The organism is Cytobacillus sp. FSL W8-0315, from assembly GCF_038002905.1.
GTDB lineage: Bacteria > Bacillota > Bacilli > Bacillales > Cytobacillaceae > Cytobacillus > Cytobacillus pseudoceanisediminis.
This window is the reverse complement of the sequence record NZ_JBBOOC010000003.1, coordinates 220,370-240,462: the sequence shown is the minus strand read 5'-3', so window position 1 is coordinate 240,462 and position 20,093 is coordinate 220,370. Positions and strand designations below refer to the sequence as shown.

The following is a 20,093-nucleotide window of genomic DNA, read 5'->3' as shown; positions in this document are numbered from 1 at the left end:
GAACATAAATTGGATCTAATTATACATATCGCTCTCTTCCAGAAAACTGGCTGAGAGCGATACACTTTTTAAAAGACTACAGCCTGCAAGTCAATATCTTGTTATATCCATTGGCAAAGACCCGGCTGCAAATCCAACAAATAAAAACCTGTCCTTCCCGGTATTGCGCATTCCATGAATCTGATTAGGCTTAGCAAGGATCACCATGCCTTTACCTATTTGAATTTCATTCTCCAAGTCAGGAAAGTAGGTTCCTGTTCCCTCCATACAAACCCATATATCATCAACATTGGAGTGAGAATGCAAGTATACCTCCTGTCCAGGTTCCAGACACCAGACAGCTCCTGCCGTTTTATCAGTTTCATAAAAATAGTTCTTTTGCGGTTTATCTGAATCGAACTTTGCTATTTTATCGATTTCAAAAACTCTTTCTTCCATAATCTTCTGTATGTTTGGCACCGCTATTTCTCCTCTCCTGTAATTTTTTATAGTTCCGCATCCCGATTGCAATCTTTTGAGTAGATATATGTTAAATTTTCTCTCCCTATAGCGTACGCTGCCTGGTGAACATAAGGGCCCATGAAAATATAATCGCCTTTTTTTACTGGAATCCACTTGTTATCGAGATTATACATCCCTTCTCCGGAAAGGATATATGCTCCGTGTTCCTGAACATGTGTTTCAATAAACGGGTGGCTCGCAGCAGGATCGAACGAAAGGATATGAAAATTCATATCAAAATCTAAATCAGCAGGCAACAGATCTTTAATGTTGACATTATGCATATCATCGTAGTTCCTGAATTCTATTCTATTTGCATGTCCTGATATAACCCAGGGCTTTCTCCCTTCAAGACGGCGATATTTCTGCTTGTATAAGAAGAGCTTAGAATCCCCATCATTCATATTTTCTAAGTACATTTTCACTCCCGGCGGACAATAAAGGTATCCGCTTTCCTCTAAGATAAATTCTTTTTCATCTGCTGAAGCTTTTATTTTCCCCTCCAGTATGTAAACAAATGTCTGTACTTCCTCCTGTCCGCCAAAGCCTTCTTTATTTCCGCCTTCTTTTTTCATTGTCACATGATAGTCGACAAAGCTTGCCCCAAGCTTAGGAGAACCTAAAATCGAAATATGGCAATGATGAAATCCAGGAATAACATTGTTCACTAATCCTTCAGGTGCAATTAAAGCATATTTTCCATGTTCTATTACAGACCTGCTCGATAATAAATCTTTTGGATAACCCATATATAACTCCCCTTTTCATTAATATTATTTATAAGCCAGTTCATATAAAGTGCTGATCAGTGCTTGAACTCCCTCAGCTAAATCAGCAGGCGCAGTATATTCACCAGGGTTATGGCTAATGCCCTTTTCGCTCGGCACAAAAAGCATAGCCGCCGGAATGGACGGTGCAAAAATTTGTGCATCATGGCCAGCACCACTATGCATTACTTTATAGCTCAAATTTTTCTCCTTGCACTTCTTTTCAATCAATTCTGTAATTTCAGGATCCATTGGGACCGGGTCCGTATCAAGCCATTTTTCAATGACCGTTTCAACCCCATGCTCTCGTGATATATCATTTATGTTTTCTATAAATCTTTCAGTAAAATGGGACATCGTATTTTTATCAATATGGCGCAGGTCTAAAGTAAACGCAGCTTTTCCCGGCACCACATTTGCAGTGTTGGGTGAAATATCAATCCTCCCAACGGTTGCTACAAGCGGATCGCCATATTGCTTTGCCATATTTAGTGTTTCATGTATCATTTGGCTGGCAGCATATACAGCATCTTTTCGATATGCCATGGGTGTTGTTCCAGCATGATTGGCTTGACCTTTTACTTCAATTGTAAAACGCCTTTGCCCAACGATGCATTTCACAATACCAACAGATTTTTTCTCAGTTTCAAGGACATTTCCCTGTTCGACGTGGATTTCAACGAATACCTTCAAATCCTGCCGCGGAGATTTTGTTTCATCCCTATAGCTGAACCCCGCCTCACCCATGGCTTCAGAAAAAATTACTCCATTTGAATCTGTAAGATTTTCAACATCTTTTTTATATGCGTATCCGGCAATATTCTTTGAACCCCAAAAGCAATAAGGAAATCTGCTTCCTTCTTCTTCTGCCAGTGAAACAACCTCGAGATTGCGTTCTGGAGTCCCATAATGATCTTTCAAATAAATTAAAGCCAGTATCCCAGCTACTATGCCAAATTGGCCGTCAAACAACCCGCCATTTTTCACGGTATCAATATGCGACCCAGTTAAAACGGTTTCTGTCTGATTTACCCCCTTTAGTATTCCGCTGAGATTTCCAACTTCATCAAACTTTACTTCCAAACCCTCAGTTTCCATCCATCTCTTCAAAGCTTGCTGAGTGTCCGTCCATTGTTGGGAATATAGAAGACGGGTAATTCCTCCTTCTGGGTCCTTTGCAAATGAGCCCAGCCATTCAAGCCTTTTCACAATATTTTTTGCTAAATTTTCATATTCAAGTTTCCCCTGCAAATTGATTAAGTCTGTCATACCCAGTTCCCCTATCTATAATCTTTCTGCGGACTTTTTAATTTCAGATCATATTCAAAGTTGACCTGCCATTTTTTAACTTAAGGGCTTTTCCGAGTGGTTTCCCAACAATCCCCTGATCCAAATCATATACAATCTTGCCGCGGACAAGGGTTTTGGTTATCCGGCAATTAATCATCCTTCCAATGTATGGGCTATGCTTATGCCGATAATATAGGCCTTCCTCCTCAACAACATAGGAACGATTAGCATCAATGAAGATGATATCTGCATCCATTGATACTGCTATTTCTCCTTTATTGGGAATGTTAAAACGTTCAGCGGGATTAGAAGAAATCATCCTTGCAAAATGAGTGATTGGCAGTTTTCTTTTCAAAACCGCTTCATCAAACATTAAATCAACGCTGTTTTGACACCCTGTGATTCCTCCCCACACTTCGAAAAAATTATTTGAAGGACTATGCTTCATTTCAGGCGGACATGGTGAATGATCAGATGTTAACATATCAATCTTGCCTTCTATTAACTTTTTCCAAAGCCTTTCTTGTTCCTCTATACTTCGCAGTGGAGGAGAACATTTGGCAGCCGGGCCAATTTTCTCAAGCTGTTCAGCTGATATCGTAAAATAATGGGGACAGGATTCAAGAGAGACATCCTGACCCGCGCTTCGGGCCTTCATAATTTCTTCTACCGCTTCTGCGGTGCTAATGTGCACAAAATGAATAGGGCACTTCGTTTCTTTTCCAAAATAAAGGGCGCGTTTCACTGCTTCAACCTCTGTTAAAACAGGCCGTGAAAAGACATAATCTGCTGCTGCTGTCCTGCCCTGTGCGGTTAACTCTTCGCCTAATCGATCAGTAATTTGGGCATTTTCCGCATGAATCGACAAAATTTGACCCAGTTCAGCAATCTTTTTCATCCCCGCAAAAAGGGTATAATCATCCACATTAGAAAAATCATCGGGATTATCCGTTCCACAAGTGGACATAAAGCATTTATAGGCGATAACTCCTTCATCTGAAAGCTCTTCGAGTCTTTCAAGATTGTCTGGAACAAGTCCGCCATAAAATGCATAATCAATATAATTCTTCCCCTTGGCTGCTTCTGCTTTTAATTGCAGTGTATGCCTGTCTATCGTAGCCGGAAGGGCATTCAAGGGCATATCCGCATAGCATGTAGTTCCTCCTGCTGCCAGTGCTTTAGTTCCAGTTATAAACCCTTCCCACTCTGTTCGGCCAGGCTCACAAACATGCACATGAGTATCGATCATTCCAGGCATGACATATTGATCAGAGGCATCGATAATCAGCTCAGCTTCATGGTCAATCGTCTCCGCAATCGCTGCAATTTTTCCATTAATAATGGCAATATCATTGTTAACTACCTCGTTTTTAAGAACCACTTTGCCGCCTTTTATTAACAAATCATAAATCATCGCATTTCCCCCGTTACTTTTAATCTTGTTCTGTATTTCGAGGAACCTCATTAACTGATTTATTAAATTGTATAAAAAAATCGAACTATTTTTTTCGGATTCTTTTACTAATTTTTTAGCTTTCTTTACTTCTTCAATTTCTTTTCTTCCCTGCTTTATCGCAAACTAAATTCCCCTTGTAGAACACTGCATGGCGTTCCGCTCTTCTAGCCATAGCCTCTGCTGAACAGCTTGCATCGACAAGGACCATGCTGGCTTCATCTCCAGGGGTTGGCCAGATCTGGTTTCCCTTCTGATCCAGCGGTGTTCTGCCCCCTGTAATATATCTAAATGCTTGCGAAAGAGACTTTTCATCTGTCCATCTATACCGTTCAATTAAGCGGCCTGCTCTTTCCAGGATATCGCCATTGCCTGTTGGCCACCAGGAATCAAAAATATTATCGTTTCCAACAGCAACCTCTACTCCACACTCACTTAACAGATCAACAGGCGGGATTGCCCGGCCAGTCGGGAGGCTAGTAACGATCGATATACTTGCGTCTTTTAAAATTTCTGCCATTTCAGCGGCTTCTGCCCTTGAAACATCACCCAGGCCGAATGCATGGCTAATCGCTACTCTTCCTTCCCAGCCAGCTTCCTTAGTCAGAAAGGCCAGCCTTTTCATTGTAAAGGTACCAAGGTGACCAGGATCATGTAAATGCAAATCAATATCTGCATTGCCTTCTACAGCTAGATCCATCAATTGAACAAGCGAAGCTTCAATATTGTTGTCAACGGTAGCTGGATCGACCGCACCTACAATTCCTGCACCATTTCTAATAGCTTCTCTAATAAGCTGAGGTGTCCCTGAGCGCAGCAAGCCATGCTGGGCAAAGGCAACAATCTCGGAGCTTGCATAGCTTGAAAATTCCTCCAATGCCTGCTGAACTTCAGCTAAATTCTGTAATTGGACTTCAGGGTATATATCCACATGGGTTCTAATGTGAGTTGATCCATAAGATATGAGTTGCTTAAGTAATGCTGTTGATCGCTGATAGGTACTTGCAGACATAGATAACAATGCATTCTTTTCAATTTCACACCGTTCTATAACACCCGATGCAGGGATGCAGGCCCTCCACTTATCCCCCATATAGGTTTTATCGAGATGGACATGCTTTTCAACAAAGGATGGCAATAGCAGCAGTCCCTTTGCATCTTTTATAGGCAGATCATCAGATGAAGCCTCTAAGTCCTTCGTAATCTTTGCAATGCAGCCGTCCTCTATTAATAAATGAAATCGATCTGTTATAGTACCTGACACTCTATTATTCTCATTTTTGTATCCGCATTCCAAACGCACATTCTTTAGCCAATAGCTATTATTCATTTTCATTCACCTTTCCGGCCCCGGACAAGATAAAAGGGTACCCAGAATGGATATCCCTCTTATCTTAGAGTCTTATTTAATTGAAATGTCATTGATCTCCAAGTATCCAGATGGACTTATAGAGAAGCCTTTTACATCTTTTGAAATAGCAGCCATATTCTCAATTACACGAACCGGAATATAGATAGATTCTTCCATTTCGATTTCCTGAGCTTTTGCATAGAACTCCATCCGCTTATCCGAATCTTTTTCAGCCCGTGCAGCTTCTATTAAGCCGTCCACTTCTTTATTGCTGTAAAAGAAGGTATTTCCGGCAGGGCCGTGTGAACTGCTATGGAAAAGGTTATATTGATTATAATCAGCATCTCCAGTCGCATTTCTCCAGCTTAAAATAAACATCTCGGAATCACCGCGGTTTACTTGTTCGACAAATGTCCCATATTCATATACCTGAATGTCCAGTTTGATTCCTATCCCTTTCAGCTGAGACTGAAGAACTTCCGCCATATTGATCCATTCTTTCTTATCCATTGTTTTCAACGTTGTTCCAAAACCATTTGGGTAGCCTGCTTCGGCCAGAAGCCTTTTTGCCTCATTGAGATTATATTCATATGCTTCTAAGCTTTCATGATATCCAAATACCTTTGGCCCAAGCAGTGAATTGGACTTTTTCCCAACATTCTCAAATACACCTTCCAGGATAGAATCCATTTCAACAGCATGTCCAATAGCTTTGCGGACTCGGGCATCATCGAATGGCTCCTTTTCAACGTTAAACCCAATATATTCTGTACCAAATCCTTCACTGCGGAATATTTCTGCATTTTTGGAGTTTTCCACCGTTTCCATCATTGTGACGGATAAAGGTTCGGCTATGTGAGCTTCGCCTGTTTCAAGCATAGATATCCTTGTTGTTTCTTCAGGGACGATTTTAAAAATGACTTTCTCCAGCTTAGATTGAGTCCCCCAATACTTTTCATTTTTGTTAAAAACAATTTCCTTACCTGGAGTCCAGGATTCAAATACAAATGGACCTGTCCCTACAGGTTCTGCAATAACTTTATTTCCATATTTCTCAAGTGTTTTTGGTGAGATAATGCCGCCTTCATGACTGGCCAATATGGATAGTAAGGGTGAAAAAGGTTCTGATAGTTTAAATTGAACAGTAAATTCATCAACTGCTTTTACTTCTTCAACCATTTTGAATACTACAGCTCTTGGAGATGCAACTTCCGGATCTAATAACCGGTCAAATGTTGCTTTGACTGCATCAGCATTAAATGCAGTCCCATCGTGGAATGTAACATTCTCTCTAAGTTTGAACTCCCAAGTTGTTTCATCTAATTGTTCCCACTTTTCAGCCAGCAGCGGCTTGATTTCGGCATTTTTATCCCGACCAACAAGACCTTCATAAATTTTATTATGTGTAACGCTGGCAGCATTGATCGTCGACATAAAATGATGATCTAAATTTTCTGCGTCAGATAACCGGGCTATAACTAATGTTTCGCCGTTTTCAGATGCTGTTCCCTTGGAGTCCTGATTGCTGTTAACTTGCTTTTTAGTCGAACATCCTGAAATAAGGATCACGATCAGCAGAGCTAAGATCACTAACCCCATTCTTTTTTTCACTTTCAATTACACTCCCCCTTTTTTCAGCTCTAAAGCCTTTGTCTAATTATATAAAATATTCTGATTAATCTGTTTCTACTTTCTTTACATGTTTTTAAACTTTTTCTACTACTTATAAAAAACGTCGTTGCTAATCAATAGAATCAACAAACCTAAAAGAAGGCGGCATCAATTCATTCTCAGGAAGCTCCTGATAATCTCTTTTTAAATAACCTTTTTTCATTTTCATAAAATATTCTTGCGCTTTTCCTTTTAATTCCTCTAAATCAAGGTTGGGTATTTTTCGGTCTGTCATGACTACTTTCCCATTGATAATGGATAACTTTACATCTCTTCCAGTTCCGCTTGCAATCACTGTTCTTAAGGGATCATCTAATACTCCCATATGGAATCCGTCTAAATCAATTGCAATAATATCTGCTTTTGCGCCAGCACAAAGACGGCCCAAATCTTCTCTTCCCAGAAACTTTGCAGCACCTAAAGTTGCAGCACGGTAAAGATCTGAGTATGCTGAGTCTTTAACTTCTTTATTTACGATCCGGGAAAGCATGCTCCCTGTTCTGATATTCTGGAACATGTCCGGAGGAAACGTATCTGTACCTAACGCTAAATTAATTCCTGACTGTTTATATTTTGCAAAGGATTCCATTGCCTGTCCGTGCCTTCCAATTATTAATGGGCAATGAATGACAGTTGTGCCCGTTTCCCTCAGCAGTGACAAATCATCTCCACCACCAATTTTTGCCCCACTGTAGCCAGCAATAAAATGGGCATGAGGAATCGCCGTTCTGGATCCTAAAAATCCAAGATTATATAAATGCCTAATTGGCGTTACGCCATATTTCTCAATCATTGTATGGTATTCAAAATCACCTTGGGCTGCATGCAATTTTATCGGAACTTTATAGTGATCACTATATTGCTTTGTACGGAGAAGACTTTCTTCCGTTTGACTTTCAATCCGCTCAGGGGCAAGCATTCCCCTGACCAAACCATTAAATGAACCATCAAACTCTTCCAAAAAGCGCACAGCTCTTTTTAATCCTTGCCTTCCAGCTTCTTCATCCCAATGAATCTTTATATTGCCATCTGCCTGGACGACCCTTATCCCCGATTGATAGCTTGGACCCAGGTATATACGCAGTCCCAAGTCAGCAGCATGCCTCGCTGCTGAAGCAAGCTCCTCATATGTTTCTGCCCATTTTTTATAATGAACAGAAGTGATTGGCATAGCAGTTGTAATTCCATGAAGGATCAGCTGTGAATAGGCATATAAAGATTTAAAAGCCTCTTCTTCAGCTGTCATAATTTCATGGTGCCCTTGCTTAACATACCTCTCTGACCAAAGCAGATTTTTCTGTCTTGCTGAACTGGCCTCCAAATGCAAGATATCATGATCAATATCGCCTAATGCATTCAAGTCAATGAATCCCGGACTGATTATAGCGCTGCCGGCATCTATAACTTTATCAGCTTGGCCCGAATAACTTTTTCCAACATAAATGATGGTATCATTTTCAAATACAACCTCAGCATTTTCTATCAGGACATGATCTTTTCCATCATATCCAATTACATATTTCCCCTTTAGCCTGGTCTTCATTGATTTTCCCCTTTCTCCCCAATATCAGATTCTTTATCATGATCCATACCATCCCCATAGGTTCGTGTGTGACCCCAAAAATATTTCGTTTGCTTCATGTATTTTTCAAGCCCTGCACGCTTAATTGTTGAGTTAGCTTCTTCATTTGCTTCTGCCAAAACTGATCTTTCATCAACGGAGCAGACTGCTCTGTCTTTCATAAGGACCCTGCCATCTACGATAACATGCCCCACATCAGTTGCATAAGCTTGATGGACGAGCCGGTGAATATGCATAAACTCAGGTGTTAAGTGCGGCTGATGCATATTGACAGTTATAACATCCGCCTTTTTCCCCGCTTCAAGAGAGCCCAATTCATCATCCCATCCAATACATTTTGCAGCATCAATCGTAACCATCTCCAGAAGTTTTCCAGGAGGTAAGCAATATTCATCTCTATGAGCTGCCTGATGTATAAATTGTGTTTTTCTCATGGCTTGAAACATGTCAAAGCTAGTGGATGGTGAAGTGCCATCTGTTGATATAGCAACTGTTGTTCCCAGCTCGATCAATTCTATCATCGGTGTGCGGGCATGAATTTGAGAGAATCCAGGAGAGGCACTGACATTTGTTCCGGTTTCAGCTAATATTTTCGCTTCATCAAAGGATATCCCACGGCAATGCTGAAGATGAACATCAGGACCTAAAAGAGCATTCTCCCAATCTTTTACTGCTAAGTGAATCATGCCTCCAAAAGCATCAGAATGGATTCTTGTATTATATTTTCTGGCAATTCCTCTGACTTTCTTTGCTTGGTATAAATCATGCTCTGTTAAATGATGAAGTTTCGCAGGTGAAGTTGGGCCAGATGGTTCAACTGATGTAACAATTACGAAAGGAGTAATAAATGCTCTTGTCCGATCTTGATTGGCATGGTTTAAAGCTTCAATTACTGCTTCAGCACCATTTAACACTTCCTCGTAGGTGACTTCTTTAGTAATTCTTTGACCGTCTATCCACCTGCTGAATGAATGAGGCCATGGCGGATTGCAGGGACCAGTGCAAACAACCTCCCTGACACCAGTTTCTGCATAGGCTCTTGCATGATTGATGGCAAAAACCGGGTCATCCGACCTTGGCATTGAGCCAAGAACAGATACACCTGTTGTTATGCCCGCCTTCAGGCGCTCAAGTGCAGAAAGCTTTCCTTCAAAATACCAGAATTCGTCTGTTACAAAATGCTTATACGTATTCGTCATAATTGGCATCCAAAAATCCAAGCTTTCCATTGCAATTGTCTTAAACATCGAATGGCCGCCATGTCCATGTACATCTATTAATCCAGGCAGGATACAATGATGGCTGCAATCTATCACTTCTTTTGCCTCATACTTTTCCAATAGTTTCTCACTCATATCCACATCCAGGATCCTGCTTCCATTTATGGCAACAGCTCCATCGGTGATTATCCGCCTGTTTTGATCCATAGTAATGACAGTTCCATGAATCAGGAGTAAATCAATCATTTCCTTCTCCCTCACTTCTTTTAACTTAAAGTATAGGAAAAAAGAAAACACTTAACTTTCAGAATTATTACTTATTTTTAAAGTATTTCTACCTATTTTTTATTTTTTTCCTTCCTATAAAGTTAAGCTTCTATTTCACCTTCCTTAATAATTCTTCTAATAATACAATTGCATGATTATTTACTGTATCTTTTGCAGCATATAGTAATGTTAGTTTTTGCTTCTTTGATATCTCGTACAGTTCTTCCATCTTGTGAATCTTGTCTGTCTGTGTGCGCAGTTCAATGAGATACTTTTCCCGAAATATACCGAAAAGTTCAGGTTTATGATTAAAAGATTTTCTAAGCTCGCTGCTTGGTGCAACCTCTTTCTCCCAGGCTGATAAATGTGCATCTTCTTTTTTAATTCCCCTCGGCCACAGCCGATCCACTAATACCCGGTATCCATCAGCCTCTTCATACGGATCGTATACTCTTTTTATAGTAATTTCAGCCATTTCTTCACCACCAGATTATTTTCGCGTTTCTATCTCACTTGTCATTTGCTATAATTTATACAAATACAAATTATACAAAATTTTCTAATTCAATTAAATGTGAGGTGCAAGGAATTTGACAGGTACTATTGCTGTAGTGATGACTTTCTCTATTCCCATCATCGCCATCCTGACTTTTCATACACAAAGACTGGCAAAAATTAAACACAATATGATAAAAGATGAAATCACCCTGGAAAAGCTGAAGCAGGAAAACTTTCTGCTTGAAACAGAAAAAATGAAGCTCGAGCTTGAGCAAATGAAAATTGAAGGTCCTAAGGATCATACAAAAATCATATAAGAAAAAAATCCCCATCTTTAGCAGAAGGGGATTTTGGTTTATATACGATCAATAATTTTTCTGGCAGTTTCTGCCCCATTTTCGATGCAATCTGGAATTCCTACACCATAATAGGAGCAGCCTGCAAGCCATATTCCAGGGTATTCCTGGTCCAGCCTGTTTTCAAGTGCAGCTACTGTCTGCGGATGGGATATCAAATAGTTTGGCATTTTTTCAGTCCATTTCGTCACTTCACTGGCAGCGGGAACAGATGTAATGCCAAGGCTTTTTTCAATATCGGCCAAAGCCGTCTGCAGCAAATCTTCATCGTTCATTTCCTTTAGAGATGCAAAGGCCGGATGGCTGCTTTTATAAAATAATCTAACAAGCAGATTACCGCTTTCTGAGGTATGCTCCCATTTACGGCTTGTCCATGTACAGGCATTGCAGGTCAATTCATCCGTATTTGCAGTGATGAAGCCTGTCCCGTCTTCAGGCAGCTCGCTGTCTGGAATATCATAAGCAAGATAGATAGAGATTAAGGAACTGTTCTTCAAAAGTTCGAATTCCGCCTTCAGCTCCTCATGATCGAACAGCGCTGCAGCGGCATTATGCGGAATGCTCAGCACCACATGATCGGCCTCCAGGGTTTCGCCATTCGAGAAATCGACTATATATTTACGATCACTTTTCTCTATTTTAACTGCCTTCGTGTTTTTAAATATTTCTGATTCATCCAATTTCTCCTCATAAGCATCTATTAATCCATCCAGACCTTTTTTAAAGGAGAGGAACTTCTTTCCCCCTCCGCTCTGGAACACCTTTTTATTTTCTTCAAAACCTTTAATGATGCTGCCGTATTTTTCTTTATAATCAAACACCTGCGGAAGAGTCGAAGCAATGGTTAAGTCACTGAGATTTCCGGAATATACACCTGAAAGAACAGGCGCAATTTGCTTTTCCACCAGTTCTTTTCCGAAAAAATGCTCCAGGAAATCGCCGATGGAATCGTTTTTTGTAAATCTATCATTTTTCGTATAAAAATCTTTCAGGGCTTCAACCTTTCCTTCTGCTGAAACAAGAGCAGATTTGGCAAGAGATTCAACACTGGCCGGTATCCCAAACACAGAATCTGCCGGTATCAGCTTCAGCTCACCATCACTGTATATATAAGACCGCCCCGCAGCATTGTAGACAACGTCTTCCTCCAGCCCCAGCTCCTGGATAAAGTTCATCGCATTCGCTTTACGGGCAACAATCGAATCAGCTCCCGCTTCTATTACAAATCCGCCTTCCCTGACAGTGCGGATTTTCCCGCCAAGCTGTTCTGCTGATTCTGCCAGTACAAGCCTTATATCCTGATCATTTTCTTTTTTCCACTTATTCAGTTCATACATAGCGGACAATCCTGTTACACCGCCGCCTATGACCAATACTGTTTTCACTCGTATGCACCTCAGTTTACATCCAATTCATATATAAAGTGTACCATAACATGAAGTGATGAAAGAATGTGATGGTTTGTACAAATGATGAATTTATTTTTTCAAAAAAGGAAAAAACGGAGAACACATCTCTCCGTTTCATTATTACCTGAACCAATTCGCCTGTTCATCCATATGCAAAAAAGGAATGTCCGTATCAACTTCACCAGTGATTCTATTCATTTCAATATCCTGTCCATCGAGCCAATGCCCAAAATCAAAAATACTCGGCTCTCTGTCGCCGCCGAGCGCAAACCAGGCCTTCATCTCCCCCGGCAAATAGGCGGATGTATGAATCGTCCCGGCCCAGCTTCCATAAAGATCCGAGAAAACGCCTTTATCGCTATCATTCAAGAGGCGGAAAGCATCATGTGCATCTAATCGCTCACCCTGATGGCTTTTCATGACATCCAGCCTGCGCAGGCTGTCAGCTAGATGGTTGCGATTTTCATCCTTCATGATTTCAAAATGGTTTGTGCAGGCAGTTGTCTGACGGACCTGTACACCTCTCGGAGATGTTTCCACTGCATAAGTCTCTCCGCTTGTATCATGCACCACATATGTAAAGGAATGACGGTGCGGTATTTCCTTTAGCATCTCAACCGCTTCTTCCACATTTGCACATGCCTCCAAAATCAGGCGGCCGATCATACAGCAGATAAAGCCATCAGCAGGCTTTTTCCGATTCATAAAATTATATCCAATCGCAAGTCCTTTTTCGTTCATGCCATCCATCCGCCCGGTCACCCTCTGGCTGGGGCCAATCATCGCATATCCCTGATCTGTTGGCTGATAAAAAGTATAGCGCCCCTCATAGGTTTTCGGATGGTAATCATAATTGCGGATCAGGTAATCAGCCCCTGTAAGGATGGAACAGCCCGAGCGGACATAATCGAGGCGATAGCCGCCAAACTCCTGCATAACCCGCTCCATCGGCCATTGCAATGCTTCCCGTATCCCAAGCAGTTCATCCCAAATACCAGGGGCAAACCTTGTAATCGCTTTTTTCACTTCTGCTTCATTTATTGAAAATCGCGGCTTTCTTACCTTCCATTGATCCTCCCGATTTTTCACAGAAAGAGAATCCTTTATAAGTTCTCCCTGCATGAAACCAAAATCAAAGTGGGTTCCACGGAATTGAATTATATCACTGTAAATCTTTTTCAAGATAAATCCCTCTTCTATTCGTTTCTTTTATTAAGAATAAATGAAGCCTGCATGAAATTCCAGCAGATGGCTTTTAGATATTAATTCACTTCAAGTACCGGACTGCTGCTAGACCGAAATAATACTAACACACGGTGGACAGGGATAATTGATTACGGTGAAAAACCGGATTCATCTAAAATTCTTTCAGTTTAATGCTATAATACCTCATACTTTTCGGAATTCCTTTTATGGCTAATATTCCGTTATAAATTAAGGATCTTACTCTATACTCTGCAAAGCCATCACCAATTGGCTCATCCAGATGCCCAATCACTTCACCAATTAATCTGGCTGATTTTATAAAACCTTTGTTGCTTTTATGCAGCTTTTTGGCTGACTCGATGATAGATTCATCAAAATAACTCTCTGGTACACTATGTATTTCATTATCTTCCCATATACGCAATACTTCCCTTGTTTTGGAGAGGGACTGCCAATCAGATACAAACCTACTTTTTTCTTCTGCAGATAAAGGGCTTCCTAAGTGTTTTTCCAGCATCATCTTCAGCTTCTCAGGAGCTGCTTCGCCTGAGTGCCTTAAAATGGATTGATGCTTTTTCGCAGGGAAAAGCTCCTTATATGACTGAGCAGTATTAATAACATGCACATTATTTTCTTTGTTTCTTAATAAGTGAAGGAAATACCGTAAACCAGTTTGTTCATCTGCATTGTCAGCTGTCCAGATAACGATCGGTTTTCCCGCTGGAATAGAATCTATCTCTTCAAGTGCTTTAGCTACTTTTCTTTCATATCTCATTTCCAGGTAATCTTCATGCATATTAATGTGATCCATCAGCCATTCTAATCGCTTTTTTCTGCCCTCTTCTTCATGCAGCTTCCAGAGAGGTCCGTTACTAAAAAAATCAGGATAGCCAATGACCTTATTTTCTTTACTAAGCCCAACCTTTAAAGCGCCTGCCGGTGATTCTCCGCACACAATATGGTATGTTTCATATTCCCGCTCCAATTTTCTTTCTTGAGAATAAAAGAGTATCCTTTTTTGAATATCATTTAGCAGTTCGAGTATCTCTTCCTGGGAATCAACACTGTTATTCAATAAGTGAACCCGAAGCAATATGTGGAATAAATAGCTCTTCGCTCCCCTCTCCGGGAGTTTCTCAATCGCTTCCCGTAATTCGTCCATCATCATGATCACCCTTTGTAAATGAAATTGAAACCTACCTTTCCTACGAATAAACTTAATGGTAGTTTCATAAAAAGCTGATTTGTTTACAAAAGGAGTTTAGATCGCTTAAGATTAAATCGTACACGATTAAAAGTAGGAGGTATCCTAATGACAACGGTTTATGATTTTGAAGTCAAAAAAACAACTGGTGAATTGAAATCTTTGAAAGAATATGAAGGCAAGCCTCTGATTATTGTAAACACAGCCAGCAAATGCGGATTAACACCCCAATTCAAAGGACTGCAGGAGCTTTATGAAAAGTATAAAGACAGCGGCGTTGAAATTCTTGGGTTTCCTTGTGATCAGTTCAATAACCAGGAATTCGATAATATTGAGGAAACAACTGAGTTCTGCCAGCTTAATTATGGTGTATCCTTTCCGATCTTCGCTAAAATTGATGTAAATGGTGACAATACGGATCCATTATTTGCTTATCTAAAAGAACAGAAAAAGGGAATTCTGTCTAAAAACATTAAGTGGAACTTTACTAAATTTCTTGTGGACCGGAATGGCCAGGTTGTAGAACGGTATGCACCTACAACTGAACCAGGAAAAATCGAGGATGATTTGACGAAATTATTGTAATGCTAGAGATTAGAATCAGGTGATTATGTGAAAGACTTTTTTACACTGGACAAACAGCTATGCTTTGCTGTTTATGAAACAGCAGGCGAATTTACAAAACTGTATACAAGTGCCCTTCAGCCATTTGGCTTAACCTATCCCCAATATCTGGTACTTCTGGCACTTTGGGAAAAGGATGGCGTGACAGCAAAGGAGCTTGGAGAAAGACTAAATCTTGGCACGGGGACACTCACACCTATGATCTCCAGAATGATTTCTAATGGCTGGCTTCGAAAAGAGCGTTCCAAAGCTGATGAACGCAAGGTGTATATCTTCCTCGAGGAAAAAGCACGCAAAGAAAAAGAGGTTATCACCCAAAATGTCGGAGAGGCCATTCAGGCTTGCAGCATTCAGCTGGAAGAATATGAAGAGCTTATGGAGCTTCTCGGAAAACTTAAATTTAAGTTAAGGAGCAGAGTACTTCGCTGATGCGGAGTACTCTTTTCACAGTTCCGTGTTTAATCCCTGCAAAAAAAGCCATATTAAGGGATAGATAATCGGAAGGGAGCATACGTCATGGAGTTTTTACCAAGAGAGCAAATTATCAGTGCATTGCAGGAGCCATTTCAGTCATATTTAGACAAATATGAAATCGATGATATTGGTATTTTCGAGGAAGAAGGCCAGGATCATCATTGCTATATAGGATACACGGTGAAAAAGGCAGGGAAAACTTATCACGTACATAGTCCATTCATTAAAGATGGTAATGGCGGATTAACTCCTGCAGAAAATGAGTGGACAATTGAATCGGATGAACCAGATAGCATTGACCGAAGAGGCTTCAATAATGTAGATCAAGCACTTCAGGAATTATAAAAATTGTCCTGATTTTCACTTTTTGACTTTTGAGCTATATTAAATTTAGAATATTTTGTCTATAATGGAATTGTATTAGGAAGGAGTGAAAGGGATGGCTGTTAATGCCTATCTTAATTTCGAGGGAAATACACGTGAAGCAATTGAATTTTATGTAAAGGCTTTTGAACTGGAAATGCCTGAGATTTCAACTTTTGGTGAATCACCGCAAAATCCTGAATATCCTCTTCCAGAGGAAGCAAAGAATTTGGTCATGCATTCAAGCCTTAACATATGCGGCAGTAATGTTATGTTTTCAGATACTTTTCCCGGTATGCCATTTACAGTAGGAAATAACATTAATCTCGCAGTTGTCATTAATGACCTGGATAAGCTGAGAAAGTATTTTAACAATCTGCAGGCAGGCGGCACAGTAACAATGGAGCTGCAGGAAACTTTCTGGAGCAAGAGCTTTGGCCAGTTAACAGATAAATTTGGTGTAAACTGGATGTTCAGCCACGAAAGTGAATAAGATACATAGACAAAAATGGAGGCATGAGGCCTCCATTTTTATTATTCATCCAGCAAATGATGAAGCATCCTTTTCTTATCATCAAAGAATTGTTTCATGATGCGGTAATGATTCGTTTCCTCCAGCTTCTTTTCTGAAATGCCTTCCTCGCTGAATTCATATATCGCTGCCTCCGGATAGGCCATAATGATCGGAGAATGTGTAGCGATAATAAATTGTGAGTGTTCCCTGACCAAATCATGAATTCTTGTCAGCATGGACATTTGCCGCAAAGGAGAAAGTGCTGCCTCCGGCTCGTCCAGGATGTAAATCCCATTGCCGCGAAACCGGTGAAGAAACGTAGAGAAAAACGCTTCTCCATGAGATTGCTCATGTAAAGAACGGCCTCCAAAGGAGTCGATTACTTTTGGTGCGCCACCTTCCCGATCCATTTCCTCAATATTAGAAGCGACATTATAGAAACTCTCTGCCCTTAGAAAAAAACCATCAGACGGCCTATCTATGCCTTTTATCACCTTGAGATAATCTCCCAGCACAGAATGCGAATCGAAGGTTGAAAAGTTAAAATTGAAAGATCCGCCTTCTGCATTAAATCCTAGTGCAACCGCTACTGCCTCGAGCAGTGTCGACTTTCCCATTCCATTCTCTCCAATCAGAAAGGTTACTTTCGGGTGGAAAGGCACCTCATCCATGGTTTTCAAGCTGGGAAGGTTGAAGGGATACTGATTGAAGGAAGGAATTTCTTCTCTTTTAAGGCTAATACCTCTTACATAATGTGAACTTAATAGATCCATAAAAATACCTCATATATTTTATAGTCAGCTATTTGCCATCAGGGCTGAAGCCAGCCTTGGATACACCTAATTGAATGGGTGCATCTTGAAATTCCCGGTCCAGCATTTTAAGAACCACTTTATATGCAGATGGACTATACCATTTCTCCAAACCAAGCTCATCAAAGATCTTGCGGATTCCAAGTCTCTCAGTCCTGCGTCCGCCGCTTCCATCCCCCATCCAAAAATCGTCAATTGTAACTCGATTTGCAATAGACTTAAGTTTTGCAGGAAATTCTCTTGAACAAGGCAGTAACGGGGCTATTGTTGCTTGAGTTATAATTCCTGCATCTTTTATGTCTTTTAGTGCAGCCATTCTTGCCGGGATGGGAGGGGCCGCTGGTGCAAATGCCTTTCTGACTTCTTCTTTGTCTGTCTCGATTGTCATGGAGATTCTGATACTATCTCCGAATTGCTGAAATAAATCAATATCCCGCTTCACCATAGGAGAACGGGTTTGTACATGTAAAAAGTCAGGCTGATTTTTAAGCATAACTTCCAATAAACTTCTTGTCAGTTTTGAGGCATATTCAATCGGCTGGTAAGGGTCTGTGGAAGAGGACATAAATAAAGCAACTTTTCCCCTCTTTTTAGCTTTAACCAATTCTTTCTCCAAAAGTTCGGCCGCATTTGATTTTATATCAATCCACGCACCCCATTCCTCTTCACGAAAAATGGAAACAGGAAGCTCCCTAACGTAGCAATATTTGCAGCCAAAGGCACAGCCCGCATAGGGGTTCAATGAATGAGTAAAGTTGTCAATTGCACCTTTGGCAGGTGTTAAGATACTTTTTGATATGATTTCTTCAAGATGTATATTCAGGATAATCACCAAATCGAATGTATGTTCTGTCTTAAAAATAACACCGTGATTTCCTGAAGTCAACAATAAAGCACTAACTGCTTAAATAAAAAATGCCTGCCCCACTAATGGGGCCAGGCTTTGCAAAATTACAGCCAACGCTCTAATTGTTCATTTCTCTATATTAAGTTCCGCAAAATGTTCGATATGGCATGCCGGATGGCTCTGGCAGCTTGCAGTATTCTTCCTGTTCTATTGTATAGGCATAAGGATCCTTCAGTGCTGCAAGAAGCTTTTTCATCACGCTGTAATCCCCTTTGGTAACAGCTGCTTCAAGAGCTTCTTCAACTCTGTGATTCCGGGGGATGACGGATGGGTTGCTCTTCCTCATTAATTCATTCACTGCTTCTTTCGATTCCTTTTGCCTGTTCAGCCTTTCCTGCCATTGTCCATGCCAGTTTGCAAATTCTTGATCATCAAATATCGAAGTTTCCTCAGGCTTGTCTAATGTTAATAAACGGAAGGTGTTTGTATAATCTGCTCCAGACTTCTGCATCATCTTTAGAAGGCTGGTAAATAGGGCTTCATCTTGTGCTTCTTCATTAAAAAATCCGAGTTTTGCCCTCATCCCTGCAAGCCAATGGTTTTGATAAATTTTATTGTATTCCGAAATTGCATCCTGGGCTATATTTACAGCATCTTCCTCATTTTCATGCAGCAGGGGCAAGAGGGTTTCAGCAAACCTTGCCAGATTCCATCCGCCTATATAAGGCTGATTTCCATAGGCATACCGGCCTTCTCTGTCAATGGAACTAAATACGGTTGCCAAGTCATACTTATCCATAAAGGCGCACGGACCATAATCGATGGTTTCTCCGCTAATTGTCATATTGTCGGTGTTCATGACTCCATGGATAAAACCTGTTAGCTGCCATTTCGCAATGAGTGCAGCCTGACGTTTGATCACTTTCTGCAAGAGTGTCTTGTAAGGATTTTCATCGCCTTTAATTTCTGGGTAGTGGCGCTGAATCGTGTAATCTGCCAGTGTTTTAAGCTCATCAGCCGGCCTCCAATTTGCCGCATATTGAAAAGTGCCCACCCGTATATGGCTATCAGCCACTCTTGTCAGTACAGCACCTGGAAGCTCAGTTTCCCGGATAATCGCTTCACCTGTTGTTACAACTGCCAGACTGCGGGTAGTGGGAATTCCCAGAGCATACATGGCTTCGCTGATAATGAATTCTCGGAGCATCGGGCCTAGAGCCGCCCGCCCATCTCCCCCGCGTGAAAACGGAGTTCTGCCGGAGCCCTTCAGCTGAATGTCCACCCGTTTATCCTCAGGAGTTATCTGCTCGCCGATCAGCATGGCCCGGCCATCTCCAAGCATATTAAAGTGTCCAAACTGATGCCCTGCATAAGCCTGAGCAAGAGGTTCAGCGTCTTTTGGAACTCGAGAGCCAGAAAGTACCTCAATGCCAGTTTCGCTTGTCAATGCATCAATGTTTAGTCCCAAAAATTTCGCCAGTGGCTCGTTAAGGATCACCAGCTCAGGTGATTGTACAGGATTTGGCTTTACTTTTGAAAAGAATGTCTGCGGCAGCCGTGAATAGCTATTATCAAAATTCCATCCGGTTTCATTAATAGTCGTCATTCTATCTCCTTCCTGTCTGCATGGATTTAGTGTCATTTTCATTTATTATACCCTTTCCGGAGAAACATAGCGGTCTTA

Annotated in this window: 20 protein-coding genes; 5 read left to right on the top strand and 15 right to left on the bottom strand. The window is 40.9% G+C overall.

Features of this window, described 5'->3' with window-relative positions; all coding sequences use genetic code 11:
- Positions 1–90 precede the first annotated feature (90 nt).
- The 9 genes from MKY20_RS26970 to MKY20_RS26930 all read right to left on the bottom strand — a co-directional run bounded on the left by MKY20_RS26970 (position 91) and on the right by MKY20_RS26930 (position 10,577).
- Positions 91–459, bottom strand: a complete 369-nt coding sequence (locus MKY20_RS26970) for a cupin domain-containing protein (protein ID WP_251173950.1) — start codon at positions 457–459, stop codon at positions 91–93.
- 26 nt (positions 460–485) lie between these two features.
- Entirely contained in the window at positions 486–1,250 is a 765-nt protein-coding gene (gene allE, locus MKY20_RS26965; protein WP_009335786.1) for a (S)-ureidoglycine aminohydrolase, read from the bottom strand.
- Positions 1,251–1,274: 24 nt separating this feature from the next.
- Positions 1,275–2,537: an allantoate deiminase gene (gene allC, locus MKY20_RS26960; RefSeq protein WP_251173951.1), complete on the bottom strand. Its 1,263-nt coding sequence runs from the start codon at positions 2,535–2,537 to the stop codon at positions 1,275–1,277.
- Positions 2,538–2,580: 43 nt separating this feature from the next.
- Positions 2,581–3,972 (bottom strand): allantoinase AllB, encoded by a 1,392-nt coding sequence (gene allB / locus MKY20_RS26955; RefSeq protein ID WP_019383471.1) that lies wholly within the window; start codon positions 3,970–3,972, stop codon positions 2,581–2,583.
- A 133-nt stretch (positions 3,973–4,105) separates the two neighbouring features.
- On the bottom strand, positions 4,106–5,341 hold the full coding sequence (locus MKY20_RS26950) for an amidohydrolase (protein ID WP_071155917.1): 1,236 nt from the start codon (positions 5,339–5,341) through the stop codon (positions 4,106–4,108).
- A gap of 72 nt (positions 5,342–5,413) precedes the next feature.
- Positions 5,414–6,961 carry a glutathione ABC transporter substrate-binding protein gene (locus MKY20_RS26945; RefSeq protein WP_251174139.1) on the bottom strand — a complete coding sequence of 516 codons (1,548 nt, stop codon included), beginning with the start codon at positions 6,959–6,961 and terminating at the stop codon, positions 5,414–5,416.
- A 142-nt stretch (positions 6,962–7,103) separates the two neighbouring features.
- On the bottom strand, positions 7,104–8,576 hold the full coding sequence (locus MKY20_RS26940) for an amidohydrolase family protein (RefSeq protein ID WP_251173953.1): 1,473 nt from the start codon (positions 8,574–8,576) through the stop codon (positions 7,104–7,106).
- Positions 8,573–10,081 (bottom strand): amidohydrolase family protein, encoded by a 1,509-nt coding sequence (locus MKY20_RS26935; RefSeq protein WP_251173954.1) that lies wholly within the window; start codon positions 10,079–10,081, stop codon positions 8,573–8,575. The genes MKY20_RS26940 and MKY20_RS26935 overlap by 4 nt, the downstream gene beginning before the upstream one ends.
- A gap of 130 nt (positions 10,082–10,211) precedes the next feature.
- Complete coding sequence (locus MKY20_RS26930) at positions 10,212–10,577, bottom strand: DUF488 domain-containing protein (protein ID WP_009335779.1); 366 nt, start codon at positions 10,575–10,577, stop codon at positions 10,212–10,214.
- 115 nt (positions 10,578–10,692) lie between these two features.
- Between MKY20_RS26930 and MKY20_RS26925 the strand changes: the two genes are divergently transcribed.
- On the top strand, positions 10,693–10,917 hold the full coding sequence (locus MKY20_RS26925; protein WP_009335778.1) for a hypothetical protein: 225 nt from the start codon (positions 10,693–10,695) through the stop codon (positions 10,915–10,917).
- Between the two features lie 38 nt (positions 10,918–10,955).
- On the opposite strand, the gene hemG is transcribed toward MKY20_RS26925, so the two are convergent.
- The 3 genes from hemG to MKY20_RS26910 form a co-directional block, all read right to left on the bottom strand.
- On the bottom strand, positions 10,956–12,341 hold the full coding sequence (hemG, locus tag MKY20_RS26920; protein WP_251173955.1) for a protoporphyrinogen oxidase: 1,386 nt from the start codon (positions 12,339–12,341) through the stop codon (positions 10,956–10,958).
- Positions 12,342–12,485: 144 nt separating this feature from the next.
- Complete coding sequence (locus tag MKY20_RS26915; RefSeq protein WP_251173956.1) at positions 12,486–13,547, bottom strand: C45 family autoproteolytic acyltransferase/hydolase; 1,062 nt, start codon at positions 13,545–13,547, stop codon at positions 12,486–12,488.
- 175 nt (positions 13,548–13,722) lie between these two features.
- Complete coding sequence (locus MKY20_RS26910) at positions 13,723–14,736, bottom strand: DUF1835 domain-containing protein (protein WP_341004426.1); 1,014 nt, start codon at positions 14,734–14,736, stop codon at positions 13,723–13,725.
- A 147-nt stretch (positions 14,737–14,883) separates the two neighbouring features.
- Between MKY20_RS26910 and MKY20_RS26905 the strand changes: the two genes are divergently transcribed.
- The 4 genes from MKY20_RS26905 to MKY20_RS26890 all read left to right on the top strand — a co-directional run bounded on the left by MKY20_RS26905 (position 14,884) and on the right by MKY20_RS26890 (position 16,729).
- Complete coding sequence (locus MKY20_RS26905; RefSeq protein ID WP_217025737.1) at positions 14,884–15,360, top strand: glutathione peroxidase; 477 nt, start codon at positions 14,884–14,886, stop codon at positions 15,358–15,360.
- Between the two features lie 27 nt (positions 15,361–15,387).
- Positions 15,388–15,828, top strand: a complete 441-nt coding sequence (locus MKY20_RS26900) for a MarR family winged helix-turn-helix transcriptional regulator (RefSeq protein ID WP_019383463.1) — start codon at positions 15,388–15,390, stop codon at positions 15,826–15,828.
- An 87-nt stretch (positions 15,829–15,915) separates the two neighbouring features.
- Positions 15,916–16,218: a DUF5634 family protein gene (locus MKY20_RS26895; RefSeq protein WP_019383462.1), complete on the top strand. Its 303-nt coding sequence runs from the start codon at positions 15,916–15,918 to the stop codon at positions 16,216–16,218.
- 94 nt (positions 16,219–16,312) lie between these two features.
- Complete coding sequence (locus MKY20_RS26890) at positions 16,313–16,729, top strand: VOC family protein (RefSeq protein ID WP_019383461.1); 417 nt, start codon at positions 16,313–16,315, stop codon at positions 16,727–16,729.
- 41 nt (positions 16,730–16,770) lie between these two features.
- Here the strand turns inward: MKY20_RS26890 and MKY20_RS26885 are convergent, their stop codons facing one another.
- The 3 genes from MKY20_RS26885 to MKY20_RS26875 form a co-directional block, all read right to left on the bottom strand.
- The gene (locus MKY20_RS26885) at positions 16,771–17,523 is read right to left on the bottom strand and encodes an AAA family ATPase (RefSeq protein WP_009335770.1); all 753 of its coding nucleotides are present in this window, start codon (positions 17,521–17,523) and stop codon (positions 16,771–16,773) included.
- A 28-nt stretch (positions 17,524–17,551) separates the two neighbouring features.
- Positions 17,552–18,394 carry an SPL family radical SAM protein gene (locus MKY20_RS26880; protein WP_374940683.1) on the bottom strand — a complete coding sequence of 281 codons (843 nt, stop codon included), beginning with the start codon at positions 18,392–18,394 and terminating at the stop codon, positions 17,552–17,554.
- Between the two features lie 154 nt (positions 18,395–18,548).
- Positions 18,549–20,015, bottom strand: coding sequence for a protein adenylyltransferase SelO (locus MKY20_RS26875; protein ID WP_009335768.1), 1,467 nt, complete (start codon positions 20,013–20,015; stop codon positions 18,549–18,551).
- Between the last annotated feature and the right edge of the window lie 78 nt (positions 20,016–20,093).